Raw genomic sequence first — 15,560 nt, forward strand, 5'->3', positions numbered from 1 at the left:
TATAACCCAGGGGCACGATCGGGGTATCTCTCACCCTTTACTTGACGTTGATGGCTTGCCCGGCGTGCCGGCTCACTTGACGTTGACGGCCGCCCACGCGGCCGCGACCGCCGCGTACTGGCCGCTGCCCTCCCCGTACAGCTCCCCCGCCGCCCGCAGGGTCGCGGCACGCGCCGCCGCGTAGTTCGTGCGCGGGGTCATGTGGACCGTCAGGGCGCGGTACCAGATCTTCTCTGCGGCGGACAGGCCGATGCCTCGGACGGGCTTGCCGTCGTACGTCGGGCTGTCGTACGCGACGCCGTTGATGACCTTGGGGCCGCTGCCCTCGGCGAGCAGGTAGAAGAAGTGGTCGGCGGGGCCGGCGGAGTAGTGGACGTCGACGTTGCCGATGCCCGGGTACCAGTAGTCCTTGGAGGCGCCGTCCTTGGAGGGCTTGTCCATCCAGCCGCGCACGGTGGTGCCGTTGATGCCGGTCCGCTCGCCGATGAGGTAGTCGCCGGGGTCGTTCGGATTGTGCGCGAAGAACTCGGCGGCCGCGGCGAAGATCGTGCTGGTCGCCTCGTTGAGGCCGCCCGCCTCGCCGCTGTAGTCCAGGACCGCCGTGGCCGAGGTGACGCCGTGGGTCATCTCGTGCGCGGCGGTCTCGATGGTGATGATCTGCTGCCTGTCGCCGGTGCCGTCGCCGTAGGTCATGCAGCCGGTGAGGGCGTCCCAGAAGGCGTTGGCGTAGTTGTTGCCGTAGTGCACGCGGCTGCAGGACCCGCGGCCGTCCCCGTAGATGCCTCTTCGGCCGTGGGTGTCCAGGTAGTAGTCCCAGACGACGGAGGCGGCGTAGTGGGCGTCGACTCCGGCCTCCTGCCGGCCGCCGTCGCACCACACGTTGTCGGCGTCGGTGAACAGGGTGCCGTTGCCGCCGGTCCCGCCGTGCAGGTCGTAGGTCCTGTGGTGGCCGCGCTTGGGGTCGTCGAGCTCGTAGAGGCCCGTGGTGGGGTTGTACGTGGTGTCGAGGGTGACCCGGCCGGCGTAACTGCACCCTGTGCCGACGGCCGGCTCGCCTGCGGGGCGGGCGTCGGCACCGGCGGGGCCGGACTGCAGGCCTACGAGGAGGAGGACGGCGGCGGGCACGGCGAGGGCGGCGCTCATGCGAGGCATGGAACGAGCGTGCCATCACGCCTGCCTTTTGTCAGGAGCTCGACAAGTAGCCGCCTGCCGGTTCCCTGAACTCTTCGGCTGCGGGCCGTCCGTGGCCGGTCGCGCCCGCCCGCGCGGCGGAGCCGCAGATCGACACCGCCCCGCTCCCCTTATGGGGCGAGCCCCCTCAGTCCGGTCCCGCCGGTGCGTGCCGCAGGTACGCGAGCACGGCGCTCACCCGCCGGTGGAGTTGCGGTATTTCCGCGAGCCCGAGCTTGGCGAAGGTGGAGTTGACGTGCTTCTCGATGGTCGACTCGGACAGCCGCAGCGACTCCGCGATCGCGCGGTTGGTCTTGCCCTCCGCCATGTGCCGCAGGACGTCGAGCTCCCTGCGGGTGAGCCGGGACAGCGGGGCGTCGGCGGCGCGGGCGTGGCTGCCCATCAGCACCTCCACGATGCGCGGGTCGACGACGGAGCGGCCGGCGGCCACCTCGCGCAGGGCGCGCAGCAGTTCGTCGACCTCGCCGATGCGCTCCTTGAGGAGGTAGGCGAGGCCGTCGGTGCCGCGCCGGAAGAGGTCGAAGGCGTAGTTCTCGTTGGCGTGCTGCGAGAGCACGACGACGCCGGTGCCGGGGTGGCCGGCGCGGATGGCGTGGGCTGCCGCGATGCCCTCGGTGTGGTGGCCGGGCGGCATGCGGATGTCGGCGATGACGACGTCGGGGCGGAGCCGGCCGACGGCGTCGAGGAGCTCGCCGGCCGTGCCGACCGCCGCGAGGACGTCGGCCTCGCCGGTGTCCTCCAGCAGTCGGCGGGTGCCCTCGCGGACCAGGTAGTGGTCCTCGGCGATGACGACGCGCAGGGGGTCAGGCACGGGTCTCCTCCCTCACTCGCTCCAGGAGCCGGGCGCGGATGACGGTGCCGGTGCCGGGGCCGCTGATGATGGCGAGCTCGCCGCCCACGGCCTCGATGCGGTCGCGCATGCCGGTGAGGCCGGAGCCGCGGGTGGTCTCGGTGGGGAATCCGGCGCCGTCGTCGCGGACCTCCACCAGGAGCCGGCCGCCGCCGCGGGCCATGCGGATGGTGACGTGCGTGGCGGCGGCGTGCTTGAGCACGTTGGTGAGCGCCTCGGAGACCAGGTAGAAGGCGGATTCCTCGACGTCGAGGGCGAACCGCACCCCGCCCATCGAGTCCTCGCTGTGGACGGTGACGGGGATGGGCATGCGGCGGGCGCAGGACGTCACGGCGGCCACGAGGCCCTGGTCGGTGAGGATCGGCGGGTGGATGCCGTGGGCGAGCTCGCGCAGCTCGTCGATGACGCGGTAGGCGTCGTCCCGCATCTCGGTCAGGGCGGCGTCGATGTCGCCGCCGCGGCGCAGGCAGCTGCGGGCGAGGGCCAGTTTGGCGACGAGGGCGACGAGCTCCTGCTGGATGCCGTCGTGGAGGCGGCGTTCGATGCGGCGGCGCTCGGTGTCCTGGGCGTGGACGATGCGGGCGCGGGAGGCGTCGAGCTCGGCGGCCTGGCGCTGGACCTCCTCCACGCGGGCGCAGAGCTCGGCGGTGAGGCGGACGTTGTGCACGGCGAGGGCGGCGGAGCGGGCCAGGGTCTCGCCGATGTCGTGGTCCTCGGGGGTGCAGCGGCCCTCGGCCTTCGGGCCGTACTCGATGATGCCCAGCACGTCCTCGCCGTAGAGGAGGGGGAACTCCCCGAGGGGCGCGCCGGGGGGCCCGGCGGGCCGGGTTCCGGCTTCTCCCAGGGAGACGGGCAGGCCGTCGCCGCCGAGCCGGACGCGCACCCACCGCAGGTTCAGGCCCTCGTGCAGGCCGGTCGCGAGGCGGGGCGCGAGCCGGCCGAGGTCGTAGGCGTGCTCCAGGGTGGTGCCGAACTGGACGAGGAGCTCGAAGCGGCTGAGGCGCTTGCCGAAGACGCGGCGCTCGGCGAGGGCGTTGAGCCGGGCGCGCAGGGGCTGGAAGAGGGCGGTGGCGACGACGGCGACGAGCAGGGACAGGCCGACGGGGAGGTACTGGCCGGCGGTGAGCCCGAGGGTCAGCGCCATGCCGAGGTACCAGCTGTTGATGATGAGCCACAGCGAGCCGTAGACGGCCGAGCGGCGGATCGCGAGGTCGACGCCGAGGAGCCGGTGGCGGAAGGCGGCGTAGACGATGGCCAGGGAGATCACCACGTAGGGCAGGGCGCCCAGGACGGCGCCGACGAAGTAGAGCACGCCCTGCTCGCCCTGCCAGGTGCGGAAGAGCCGGGAGGCGGCCCGGGCCAGGAGGAGCAGGGCTCCGGGGACGGCGAAGGGCAGGAGGGCGGCGATGTCGCGGCGGCCGGCCGCGGGGGCGCGCAGGCAGCGCAGCACGAGGAGGACGGCGCCGAGGCCGGGCAGCCACGCCTCGGGGTAGTAGAAGACGACGTAGTGGACGGTGAGCTGGGTCATCCCGGTCAGCGGGAGCAGGGCGGGGAGGGCCAGCAGGCCCCACAGGGCGCCGAGGACGCGGCGCTCGTAGGGGAAGGCGTACCTGCCGTCGGGCAGCAGGGCGAGCAGCCGGACCACCAGGATGCTGACCACGAGGTCGCAGCTCTGGCTGAGGACCTGGAGGCCGTACTCCGCGGGCAGTTGCAGGGCGTGGGGCGTGGGGCGGAGGTTCCAGTCGAAGGCCCGGATCAGCAGGGTGGTGCTGTAGCGGATCGCGATGGTCACCGAGAGCCAGGTGCCGATCAGCAGAAGTCGTTTTGCGACCGGACTTGTCGGTGCGTGCCACCACGTGAACAAACCCGCGAAATAGCACGGGAGAACGGAACCCAGGATCCACGGCAGCGTGTACCTGTTCTGCAACTGGGTGGTGCCGATGAGCGTCGCCCAGAGCATGCACACTCCGCCGCACACCGCGACGATGTGCATCCCCCGGTTTCTGGCCGCTGCCATAAGGGACATTGTCCCGGGCCGCCGCAGGAGTCGTCCAGAGAGGAAATCCCCCGTCGTGCATGGCGGAGAACCTCCATGCCGATCGGGGGACTGCCGGGTGCCGGGGAAAGGCACCGGACAGCAGACTCATGTCATCGCATCAGGGAATTCGAACGGGCCCGTCCGGGGAATCGGCGGGTCCGTCCGCCGGAGCTCCGAGAACGGGCGGTGGCCGCATGAGTCCTTCCTCCGGTCCAGAAGTGGTCGTCTGGGACACCACCTACGCCTGTCCCCTGCGTTGCTCGCACTGCTACTCGGAGTCGGGGCGGCGCCCGTCCCGGCAGCTCGGCCCGCCGGACATGCTCCGCGTGGCCGACGCCCTGATCTCCCTGGGGCCGCGGGTCGTCGCCCTGTCCGGCGGCGAACCGCTCCTCGTCCGCGGCCTCTTCGAGGTGGCGGCGCGGCTCCGCGAAGCCGGGGTGAGGACGTCCGTCAACACCAGCGGCTGGGTGATGAACCGGACCCTCGCACAGCGGCTCGCGGACCACTTCGACGAGGTGATCGTCAGCCTCGACGGCGCGACGCCCGAGGTGCACGACCGCATCCGGGGCCGGGCCGGCTCCTTCCGCCGGGTGATGGCCGCGCTGGCGCTGCTCGACGAGCTGGCCGCGGAGCGCCCGGCCGCCGGCCCGGGGCGGCTGCGCTTCGGCATCGACTGCGTGGTGGTCCGCAGCAATTTCGGGCAGCTGGAGGAATTCGCCGCCGGCATCGCGCACCGCTTCCCCCGCCTGAACACCCTCGCCTTCAATTCCGCCGTTCCCGAAGGGCTCGCCAGCCGCCCGGAATTCTGCCGCCGCGAACTCCTCGACGACGCACAGGTGGCACACCTGACCAGCGACGGGCTGCGGGCCCGGCTGCGCGAGCTCGCTCCCCCGTCCGTCTCCGTCTTCACCACGGACAACTTCAACCTCGTCATGGCCCCCGAGCGGGTGGCGCGCCGCGTCGACACCGAGGTGATGCAGGTGGAGCCGGACGGCAGGGTGCGCGCGATCCCCGTCTACGAGGGGACGGTGGGCAGCCTGCTGGAGGAGCCCGCGGCGCTGCTGTGGGAACGCACCCAGGAGCGGCTCCGCGACCCGTTCGTCGTGGAGACCCTGTCCTCGGTGCGCTCCATGCGGACGTGGGCGGAGGCGGTCCGGCGCATGGACCTCCGCTTCGCCTCCCCGGAGGACCTGCTGAGGATCGGGCGGCGCTCGGTCCGCACGAATCCCCCGGAATTCGCCGAAGCGACCGATGCCGTGGCCGGCTGATTTCCGGACCGAATGCCGGACCGAATGCCGAGCCGAATTCCGGAGCGTATTCCGGGCCGAGTCCCGCGCGGCCCCGGAGAGGCCGGGACTCGGAGGGACCGAAGACTTCCGAAGCGCCGAAAGGAGGGGCCCGTCGTGATGACGCTCAAGGATTACGACCGCTTCTACCGGTCCGACCCGGACTTCTTCGAATTCCCCGAGCGGCTCGCCGACACGTCCGGCAGGCTTTCCGCGGTCCTCGGCGAACCGCCGGCGGGCTGGGAGCGTACGGACCACGGCTGGTGGGTGGCGCTGCGGCCGCGGGCGGTGCGCGTGCCCGCGCAGGGCTGGCTGGTCCATGTCTCGGTGGCGCTGCCGTACGTGGCGCGCGCCGCGGAGGTCGTCCGGGGCTTCTGCGTCCTGCGGGGCATCCCCGTCGACGTCGTCCGCAGCCTCGACGCGGCCCGGGCGCTGGCCGGCGAGCACGCCGACCGGCTCACGTGCGGCGACCTGATGACGCTCCACCCCGCCGGCGAGACGCAGCTCGCGGAAGCGCTCGGCGAACTCGGCGCGCTGCTGGACGCGCTCCCGGGCCCGTACGTCCCGGGCGGTCTGCGCCACCGCACCGGGCCGCTGTACGTGCGGTACGGCTCCTCCGGCGCGCTGCGGTGTCCCGAGCAGCCCGCCGCGTACGGGGCCGGTGACGAGCCGCGTCTGGTGCCCGCGCTGGAGCGCCCCGACGGCACGCTCGTCCCCGAGAACCGCCGCCCGGTCTTCCGCTGCCCGGACTGGGTCGGCCTGCCGGAGTTCCTGCGCCCGGACCTGGAGGCGCTGCACGCCGCACCGGACGAGCCGCTCCCCTACCGGGTGCGGCGGGCGCTGAAGGTCACCACCGGTGGCGGCACGTACCTGGCCGAGGACCGCGCCACGGGCGCTCTCGTCGTCCTGCGCGAGGCCCGCCCCCACGCCGGCCTCGACGCGCGGGGCGACGACGCCGTCACGCGCCTGGGCCGGGAGCGCGCGGTCCTCGGCCGGCTGGCCGGGCTGGACTGCGTGCCGCGCGTCCTCGGCCACCACGTGCGGGCCGGGCACCACTTCCTCGCCCTGGAGCACTTCGAGGGCCGCAGCCTGGCCGAAGCCGCGGCCGCCGCCTTCCCGCTGACCTCCGAGGCGCGGGCGGCCGAGGAGGCCGCCGCGTACGCGGACCGGTCCCTGGCCGTCGTGGCCCGGATCGCCAGCGCGCTCCGCGAACTCCACGCCCGGGGCGTGCGCCTCGGCGGGCTCAGCCCGGACGACGTGCTCGTGCGCCCCGACGGGCGCGTGGTCCTGACCTGTCTCGCGACGGCCACGGACCTGGAGGACGACCGGGCCCCGGCCCTGGGCGAGGAGGGCTTCACGGCGCCGCCCGGCCTGCGGGGCGCGGACGCCACCGCGTACCTGCTCGATGCCCTGCGCCTGTGGCTGCTCCTGCCGGTCCCGCACCGCAGCCCGGCGACCCTGCGCGTCCTCGCGGCGACCGCCGAGGAGCTGTACCCGCTGCCCGCGGGCTTCGGCGCCCGGCTGCTCGCGGGCCTGCTGCCGAAGCCCGCGGCGCACGGGGCGGCCCGGGGGGACGACCACGCCGCGATGCTCGCCGCGGAGGACCTGAACTGGCCCGCCGTCCGGGACTCCCTGGTCGCCGGCATCCACGCCATGGCCACCCCGGAGCGCGAGGACCGGCTCTTCCCCGCCACCCCGGCCGGCCCGGACTCCCTCGGCGGCCACGCCTTCGGCTACGGCGCGGCCGGTGTCCTCTACGCCCTGCACCGCGTGGGGGCCGGCGTGCCGGACGCGTACGCCGAGTGGCTGGTGGCCGCCGCGGCGCGGGACACCGATGCGCGTCCGGGCCTGTACGACGGGCTGCACGGCGTGGCGCTGGTCCTCGACCTGCTCGGCCGCCGCGGCGAAGCCCTCGCCGTCCTCGCCCGCTGCCGCCCGGCCGAAGCCCGCGTGATCCGCCCGGACCTCGCCGGCGGCAAGGCGGGCATCGCCCTGAACCTGCTGCGGTTCGCGCGGGTCACCGGGGACGCCGCGCTCCACGAGGCCGCGCTGCGCACCGCCGGCGAGCTCGCCGCGCTCCTCACGGCCGGTCCGCTCGCCGCCCGGCCCGGCGTGCCCCCGCCCTGCGGGCTGCTGCACGGAGCCGCCGGCATCGCCCTGCTCTTCCTGCACGTGTACGAGGAGACGGGCGAGGGCCGCTGGCTCGATCTCGCCGACCGCGCGCTGGGGCACGACATCGACCGGTGCACCGTCGGGAAGGACGGCGCCCTCACCCTCTTCGACGGCACGCACCACCTGCCGTACCTGCACGGCGGGAGCAGCGGGCTCGCGTTCCCGCTGCAAGCCCTGCTGCGGCACCGGCCCGGGGACGCGGGGGCGGCGACGCTCGCCGCCGTCCGGGACACGTGCCGGGCCCTGTACGTGCGCAACGCCGGGCTGCTGCGCGGGCGGGCGGGTGCGATCGCCACGCTGGCCGCACTGGACGGTCACGGGGGCCGGCCCGGTGCGGCCGTCCGCACCCAGGTCCGCCGCCTGGCCTGGTACGCGCACTCCTACCGCGGGCACCTCGCGTTCCCGGGCTTCCGGATGCTGCGCCTGTCGGCGGACCTGGCCACCGGGTCGGCCGGCGTGCTCCTGGCCCTGGGCTCCGCGTTCGAGGGGGACGCCGCGGCGGGGCGGGTTCCCGTCCTGCCGTACCTCGACCCGCGGCCGCTGCCCCGACGAGCCGAAGAGCGGAGGTGATTCGGATGGCGGAGATCCTGGACCTGCAGGAGCTGGAGGAGGAGGCCCCTGCCCTGTGGCCCTGCGCCAACAGCTCGCACAGCTCGCTCGGCATGGCCTGACGGGCGAGGACGCCCGCGCCGTGCCCGCGAACACCGCCGGGAGGAGGTGAAGAACATGTCGGAGATCCTGGAGCTGCAGGAGCTGGAGGAGGAGACCCCCTCCGTGTGGCCCTGCGCCAACAGCTACGAGAGCGCCCGCGGCGCCGCCTGACGCACCGCTGACAGCAGCGCTCCCGCAAGGACTGCCGGCCGTGGGCTGCCCGCGGCCGGCAGGCGGGGAGGGCACCGGCACACCGCACGGACCGGGGAGCACGGGGAGGAGAAGGTCGCATGCTCGCTCAGGGTCATCTCGCCGCGGATCCCTGCTTCGTGGACACGCTCGACCGCATCGACGACGCCGGGGAGCGCTTCGCGCGTACGGACGCGCCGCCGCCCCCGGGATGGCTGCGGTCCGAGCGCGGGGGCTGGGTCAACATCCACCGCCCGGACGCCGCCCTGCCGCGGCAGGGCTGGAAGATCCACGCCTCGGCGACGCCCGCCCGCGCCGAGCACGTGATCGACACCGTCTGGGACCACTGCGCCGAACGCGGCATCTGCTTCAAGTTCCTGCGCAGCCCCGCCGTCCACAGGCAGGTCGACAGCAAGCAGGGGCCGCGCTCAGCCGGCGGCAAGCTCGTCACCGTCTACCCCGCGGACGAGCGGGAGCTGGAGCGGACCCTGACGGAGCTGTCGGCGCTGCTGCGCGGCGTGCGGGGCCCGTACATCCTGAGCGACCTGCGCTGGGACGACGGGCCCCTGTACGTGCGCCACGGCGGCTTCAGCCTGGCGTACTGCTTCTCGCCCGAGGGCGAGTACGTGCCGGCGGTCGAGGGGCCCGGCGGCGGGCTCGTGCCCGACGTGCGGGGCACCTCCTTCCGGGTGCCGCCGTGGGTGGAGGTGCCGGCCTTCATCGCCGCCCGCGTGCAGGCCGCCAAGGCCGGCACGCCCGGCGACTTCCCCTACCGGGTGGAGAAGGCCCTGCACTTCTCCAACGGCGGCGGCGTGTACCGCGCCACGGACAAGAGCTCCGGGCGGCGCGTCGTGCTCCGCGAGGCCCGGCCCCACGCCGGCCTGGACGACAGCGGCGCGGACGCCGTCGCCCGCCTGGACCGCGAGCACGCGATGCTGCAGCGGCTGGCCGGCCTCGACTGCGTGCCCCGGGTGTACGCGCGGACGCGCCACTGGGAGCACCACTTCCTCGTCGAGGAGCTGGTCGAGGGCGAGCCCCTGCAGGAGGCGGTCGGGCGGCGCCACCCGCTCTTCCGGCACGGCCCCGGCGAGGACGAGGTCGCCGCGTACGCGCGCTGGGCCTGCGAGGTCCTCGCGCGGATCGAGAAGGCCGTGGCCGAACTGCACCTGCGGGGCGTCGTCTTCGGGGACCTGCAGCCGGGCAACGTCATCGTGCGCCCCGACGGCAGCGTCTGCCTGGTCGACTTCGAGACGGCGTTCCCCCAGGGCGAGGGGGCGTCCCGGCCCGCCCTGGGGACACCGGGCTTCACCGCCTCGTGGGCCCGGTCGGGCACCGCGGCCGACGCGTACGCGCTCTCCGCCGTGGCCCTCGCGCTGTTCTGCCCGCTGACGCCGCTCCTGCGCTTCGACCGGGAGAAGCACGTCCAGCTGGCCGGGTGGGCGGAGCGGCGCTTCCCGCTGCCGCCCGGCTACGCCGCGCGCCTGCGCACCGGGCTCGCGCCGCCCGCGGGCGAAGCCGCCGCGGAGGACCCGCCGGACGGCTCCCGCTGGCCGGAGGAGTGCACAGCCGACGGGCGGGCCGCGCTGGACTCCCTCCGCGAAGGGATCCTGCTCAGCGCGACGCCGGAGCGGCCGGACCGGCTGTTCCCGGGGGACGTGCGGCAGTTCGACGGGCAGGGCGCGTCCCTGGCGTTCGGCGCGGCCGGCGTGCTGCACGCCCTGCACGTCACCGGGCGCGCGAGCCACGAGGCGTTCGACGGCCACGTCGAGTGGCTGGTGCGGGCCGCCGGGCGGTCGCCGTGGCCGCGTCCCGGGCTGTACGACGGGCTCGCCGGCGTCGCGTACGTCCTGGACGAGCTGGGCCGGCCCGAGGAGGCGCGCGAGGCGCTCGCCCGCCTGGGCGGCATCGACCTGCGGGGCTGCGGCGCCGGGCTGTTCGGCGGGCTGGCGGGGGTCGGTCTGGCCCGGCTGCACTTCGGGGACGCGGACGGAGCCGCGCGGCTCGCCGGCCGGCTGGCGGACGCGCTCGCCGGTACGGAGCGGCTCGCGGGCAGGGCGGACGCCGTGGGGCTCACGCACGGCTGGTCGGGCCCGGCGCTGTTCTTCACGCGGCTGCACGCCGCGACGGGCGAAGTGTCCTGGCTGCGGCACGCGGAGACCGCGCTGGCCAGGGACCTCGGCCGCTGCGGGGCTCCCCGGGAGGGGCAGCTCCACGTCAAGGACGGGCAGCGGTGGCTGCCGGCGCTCGACCGCGGCAGCGCCGGGATCGCCCTCGTCCTCGACGCATATCTGCAGCACCGCGAGGACGCGCACTTCGCGCTGCTGCGCGACCGGATGCGCGACAGCCTCGGCACCGAACTCCTGCTCTCCCCCGGACTCCTGGACGGGCACGCGGGGCTGCTGTACAGCCTCGCCCATCTGGCCGGCCCAGGTCCCGCACGGGCTGCACACCTGCGGGGCCTGGGCCTCCACTGCGTACGGTTCAGGGGCCGGCGGGCCTTCGCGATGGGCGGGCTGCTGCGGCTGTCCATGGACCTCGCGACCGGCAGTGCGGGGGTGCTGCTGGCGGTGCACACCGCGCTCAGCGGAGGCCCGGCCGCGTTGCCGCACGCGCCGCTGCCCTTCCTCGCTCCCTCCTCACCGCCGCCCGCGCCGTGAGCGCTGTCGTGAAGCCCGGGCCCCGCAAGCGCGCGGCCCCGCCCGGCAGCCTCCGCCGGAACCGGGACTTCCAGCTCCTGTGCGCCGGCCAGGGCCTCTCCATGCTGGGCTCGGGCGCCTCGGCCGTCGCGCTGCCCCTGCTCGTCCTGCAGATCACGCACTCGCCGCTGCGCGTGGGGCTGGTGGAGGCGGTCTGGACGGGCGCGCTGGCGCTCGCGTGCCTGCCGGCGGGCCCGGTCGCCGACCGCTTCGACCGCCGCACCGTGCTGCTGGTGTGCGAGACCGGCAGGGCGGTGGCGAGCGCGGCCCTGGCGGCCGCGGTCCTCACCGGCTTCGCTCCGCTGCCGGTGCTCCTGGCCGCGGGCGTCGTCCTGGGCTTCCTCGCAGCGCCGTTCAACGCGGCGGTGCTGCCGGCGGTCCGGGAGGTCGTGCCGGAGAGCAGGCTGGCCACCGCGCTGGCCGTCAACCAGGTGCGGGGCCAGCTCGCGTTCCTGCTCGGGCCGGTCGTCGGGGGCGTGCTGTTCGAGGCGTCGCCGAGCTGGCCGTTCTGGCTGGACAGCGCGTCCTACGCGGTCTCCGCCGCATGCGTCCGCGCGCTCCGCACGCGGATGCGCGCGCACCTGCCGGAGGGGGCCGGACGCGAGGGCTGGTGGCGGTCGTTCGCCACGGGGATCGCCTTCCTGTGGAGCGAGCGCGTGCTGCGCAGGCTGACGCTGATCGCCTCGGCGCAGAACTTCGTCTTCGACGGGGTGTACCTGGCGATCGTGGTGACCGCCGCGCGCGAGGGGGCGCCGGGCGGCTCGGTCGGGATGCTCACCGCGATGTCGGCGGTGGGGGCGATGGCCGGGGTGGTCCTCGCGCCGCGCGCGGGAAGGCTGTTGTCCCCGTCCGGGCTGCTGCTCGTGACCGGCGTGCTGTGCGCGCTGCTCGTCGGTGCGATGGCGCTCACCGGGAGCGCGCTGGTGCTGGCCGTCCTGCTGGCGGGGTGCACGCTGGCCGTGGCCGCCGGCGGTTCCGTGCTGACGGTCGCGCGGCTGCTGCGCACGCCGGCCGGACTGCAGGGCAGGGCGAACAGCGCGATCGGGCTGCTGTTCATGGCCACTCCCCCGCTCGGCTCGTCGCTGACCGGGCTGTTCCTGGACGAACTGCCGGGCCGGATCCTCTTCTTGTGCTTCGGGGCGGTCCTCGCCCTGCTGGCCGCGGCGTCGCCCCGGGAGGCCGCGTTCGCCTCCGGCGACGCTCTGGACCGTTCGAACGGTGTAGGACACACTCGGGCGCATGCGATGGACTGACATCCAGCAGATAGCGGCACGACTCGCCGCGAAGCATCCCGACCGCGCGCCGCTCTCCGTCGAGTTCCCCGAGGTCCGGGACCTGGTGATCGGGCTGGAGGGCTTCAGCGACGACCCGGCCCGCTACAACGTACGCATCCTGGAGTCCATACAACTCGCCTGGAGCGACAGACGTAACGGAAGCGACGCGAGCAACGGGAGCGGCGGAAAGGACTGACCCTTCCCGGAGCCGGTGCCTCCGGCCTACCTCCGGCACCGGAGGCACCGACAGCTCCGAACCGGACATCGTCGGAAAACTCCGCGCCAGATTCTTGTCACGCACCTGTCAACTTTTGGCGGGAGCTGGCACCATCCTCTCGATTCACTCCTGCACCAACGGGCAACCCGCCCCGGGATGTCCGCTCCCCGCCGGGTATCGGCCCCGGCGTCCCTGCTAGGAGACAGAGTTGAGACGCTTCACCACCCCCCGCAGCCACACCGTCCGCACCACCGCCCTCCTCGCCTCCGCCGCCCTGTGCGCCGTCGCCGTGCAGACCGGTGTGGCCGGCGCCCAGGCCGAGCGCGGCCCGGACGCCATGGCGGTCCAGCTGAGCCCCGACCAGCGGGCCTCCGAGATACGCGCCGCCCAGGACCGGGCGGACGCCACCGCCGGGCACCTCGGCCTCGGCGCCGGGGAGAAGCTGGTCGTCCGTGACGTGATCAAGGACGCGGACGGCACCGTGCACACCCGCTACGAACGCACCTACGACGGGCTCCCGGTCCTCGGCGGCGACCTCGTCGTGCACCGGGACACCGCCGGCCGCACCACCGTCACCAAGGCCACCGAGGCGCGCGTCGCCGTCGCCTCCACCGACGCGCGGCAGCCCGCGTCGGCCGCGGCGAAGTCCGCGCTGTCGGCCGCTTCCTCGGCGCACACCGCCAAGCCCTCCGCCGGCACCCCGCGCAAGGTCGTCTGGGCCGCCTCCGGCACGCCGGTCCTCGCGTACGAGACCGTCGTCGAGGGCTTCCAGCCCGACGGCACCCCGAGCGAGCTGCACGTCGTCACCGACGCCGCCACCGGCGCCGAACTCCACCGCTACGAGGCGATCGAGACGGGCACCGGCACCAGCCAGTACAGCGGCACCGTGCCGCTCACCACGACGAAGAGCGGCAGCGGCTACCAGCTCAACGACGGCGCGCGCGGCGGCCACAAGACGTACGACCTGGGCCAGGGCACGTCCGGCACGGGCACGCTCTTCACCAACGCGACCGACACGTGGGGCGGCGGCCGCCAGACCGCCGGCGTCGACGCGCACTACGGCGCGGCCGTCACCTGGGACTTCTACAAGAACTTCCTCGGCCGCAACGGCATCCGCAACGACGGCAAGGGCGCCTACTCCCGCGCCCACTACGGCAACAGCTACGTCAACGCGTTCTGGAACGACTCGTGCTTCTGCATGACCTACGGCGACGGGCAGGGCAACCGCAAGCCGCTCACGGCCATCGACGTCGCGGGCCACGAGATGAGCCACGGCGTCACCGCCGCGACCGCGAAGCTGGTCTACAGCGGCGAGTCGGGCGGCCTGAACGAGGCGACGTCGGACATCTTCGGCACCGCCGTGGAGTTCTACGCCAACAACTCCTCCGACGTCGGCGACTACCTCATCGGCGAGAAGATCGACATCTTCGGCACCGGCAAGCCGCTGCGCTACATGGACAAGCCGTCGAAGGACGGCAACTCCGCCGACAACTGGTCCAGCGGCGTGGGCGGCAAGGACGTCCACTACTCCTCCGGCGTCGCCAACCACTTCTTCTATCTGCTCGCCGAGGGCAGCGGCGCGAAGACGATCAACGGCGTGCAGTACGACAGCCCCACGGCCGACGGCTCCAAGGTCACCGGAATCGGCCGGGACAAGGCCGTCAAGATCTGGTACAAGGCCCTCTCCACGTACATGACGTCCAACACCAACTACAAGGCCGCGCGCACCGCGACGCTGTCGGCCGCGGGCGCCCTGTACGGCACCACGAGCACCGAGTACAAGACGGTCGGGGCGGCCTGGAGCGCCGTCAACGTCAAGTAGACCGGCATCCCCGGATGCCCTGCCGGGCCCGCCCCCACCTCCACAGGGGGCGGGCCCCTCGCCGTCTCCGGACCGCCCCCGCGCACCGCCCGGATCGCGCCATACACCGCCCTCCACATGTGCCGAGAGAAATTGCCAAAACTCTCCCCCCACAGGTCTGTCATCGAATACCTTCCGTCGCAGCGGACACGCCGCTGGTAATCGGGCACGGGGGGCTGGAGAGGATCGTGTGACCGGTATCGACGGGTGCCTGGCCGAGGCCATGACCATTCCGGGGGCGCGGGGCGCGAGCCTCGTGGACTGGACGAGCGGGCTCGCGCTGGGCGAGGCGGGCGAGGGCCCCGGGCGCGACCACGAGAGCGCGGCCGCGGACACCGCGGAGCTGGCCCGGCTCGCCTTCGAGAACAGCGCGTTCACCGGGGCCGCGGCGCGGACCGGCCCCGTCGAGGACCTGATCGTCACCGCGCGCGGCAGTTACCATCTCCTCCGTTTCGTGGAGACGGATTTCGACAGCAGCGTCTTCCTCTACCTGTGGCTGGACCGCGCCGAGGCGAACCTGGCCGTCGCCCTGTTCCGGCTCAAGGGCCTCACGGACAGGCTGGTCCTGGCATGACGGCCTCCGGCCCGGCCGGTCCGATATCCCCCGCCGCACCGCCCGCGGCCCCGGCGGAGACGGCCGGACGCACGCTGGACCGGCTCGCGTCGGAGCGGGCCACCGGCGCCCTGCACGGCTTCGCCGGCGCGCTCTACCTGGCCGACGGCGCCCTGGTGCACGCGGAGAGCCCCGCGGTGCCCGACCTGGGGCGGCGGCTGACCGCGCGGGGGCGGCTGTCGCCGGAGGCGTGGGAGGAGGCGGTCGCGGAGGGCGGGCCCGGCTACCGGGCGGGCAGCCTCCTCGTCGAGCGCGGCCGGCTGAGCCGCGGCGAGCTGGAACTGTGCCATCTGAGCGCCCTGTTCGACGCGGCCTACTTCGTCCTCTCCCCGCTCGACCCGGCCCAGCGGGCCCCCGACCGCTTCCTCGGCGAGGCCCGGCACTGGCTGGGCCCGATCCGCCCCGTCCCCGTACCGCTGCTGCGGCGGGAGGTCGTGCGCAGGCGGCGGCTGCTGGAACGGGCCTGGCCGCGGCCGGAGGTGGACGCCGCGCCCGTGGTGCGCACGTCCGGCGGCGAGCGGG

At 74.3% G+C, this 15,560-nt stretch carries 11 protein-coding genes; 8 read left to right on the forward strand and 3 right to left on the reverse strand.

Annotated features, from left to right (window positions below; all coding sequences use genetic code 11):
- Positions 1–72 precede the first annotated feature (72 nt).
- The 3 genes from B7P34_RS09160 to B7P34_RS09170 all read right to left on the reverse strand — a co-directional run bounded on the left by B7P34_RS09160 (position 73) and on the right by B7P34_RS09170 (position 4,058).
- On the reverse strand, positions 73–1,152 hold the full coding sequence (locus tag B7P34_RS09160; RefSeq protein WP_106675318.1) for a M4 family metallopeptidase: 1,080 nt from the start codon (positions 1,150–1,152) through the stop codon (positions 73–75).
- Positions 1,153–1,318: 166 nt separating this feature from the next.
- The gene (locus B7P34_RS09165; RefSeq protein WP_223267665.1) at positions 1,319–2,002 is read right to left on the reverse strand and encodes a LuxR C-terminal-related transcriptional regulator; all 684 of its coding nucleotides are present in this window, start codon (positions 2,000–2,002) and stop codon (positions 1,319–1,321) included.
- Entirely contained in the window at positions 1,995–4,058 is a 2,064-nt protein-coding gene (locus tag B7P34_RS09170; protein WP_146166777.1) for a sensor histidine kinase, read from the reverse strand. The genes B7P34_RS09165 and B7P34_RS09170 overlap by 8 nt, the downstream gene beginning before the upstream one ends.
- 215 nt (positions 4,059–4,273) lie before the next feature.
- Between B7P34_RS09170 and B7P34_RS09175 the strand changes: the two genes are divergently transcribed.
- The 8 genes from B7P34_RS09175 to B7P34_RS09210 form a co-directional block, all read left to right on the forward strand.
- The gene (locus B7P34_RS09175) at positions 4,274–5,347 is read left to right on the forward strand and encodes a radical SAM protein (protein WP_106675320.1); all 1,074 of its coding nucleotides are present in this window, start codon (positions 4,274–4,276) and stop codon (positions 5,345–5,347) included.
- Positions 5,348–5,485: 138 nt separating this feature from the next.
- On the forward strand, positions 5,486–8,107 hold the full coding sequence (gene lanKC / locus B7P34_RS09180) for a class III lanthionine synthetase LanKC (RefSeq protein WP_106675321.1): 2,622 nt from the start codon (positions 5,486–5,488) through the stop codon (positions 8,105–8,107).
- Between the two features lie 371 nt (positions 8,108–8,478).
- Positions 8,479–11,034, forward strand: coding sequence for a class III lanthionine synthetase LanKC (lanKC, locus tag B7P34_RS09185; protein WP_106675322.1), 2,556 nt, complete (start codon positions 8,479–8,481; stop codon positions 11,032–11,034).
- Entirely contained in the window at positions 11,031–12,326 is a 1,296-nt protein-coding gene (locus tag B7P34_RS09190) for an MFS transporter (RefSeq protein ID WP_146166778.1), read from the forward strand. Before lanKC (B7P34_RS09185) ends, B7P34_RS09190 begins: the two co-directional genes overlap by 4 nt.
- Positions 12,313–12,543, forward strand: coding sequence for a Fe-S cluster assembly protein IscX (gene iscX, locus B7P34_RS09195; RefSeq protein WP_106675324.1), 231 nt, complete (start codon positions 12,313–12,315; stop codon positions 12,541–12,543). Before B7P34_RS09190 ends, iscX begins: the two co-directional genes overlap by 14 nt.
- A gap of 229 nt (positions 12,544–12,772) precedes the next feature.
- Entirely contained in the window at positions 12,773–14,386 is a 1,614-nt protein-coding gene (locus B7P34_RS09200) for a M4 family metallopeptidase (RefSeq protein ID WP_106675325.1), read from the forward strand.
- A 229-nt stretch (positions 14,387–14,615) separates the two neighbouring features.
- Positions 14,616–14,999 carry a hypothetical protein gene (locus B7P34_RS09205; protein ID WP_106675326.1) on the forward strand — a complete coding sequence of 128 codons (384 nt, stop codon included), beginning with the start codon at positions 14,616–14,618 and terminating at the stop codon, positions 14,997–14,999.
- Positions 14,996–15,560, forward strand: a 565-nt coding sequence (locus B7P34_RS09210) for a hypothetical protein (protein WP_223267666.1), incomplete at its 3' end; no start/stop codon positions are given. The genes B7P34_RS09205 and B7P34_RS09210, both read left to right, overlap by 4 nt.

This window comes from Streptosporangium nondiastaticum (assembly GCF_003011965.1).
Taxonomy (GTDB): Bacteria; Actinomycetota; Actinomycetes; order Streptomycetales; family Streptomycetaceae; genus Streptomyces; species Streptomyces nondiastaticus.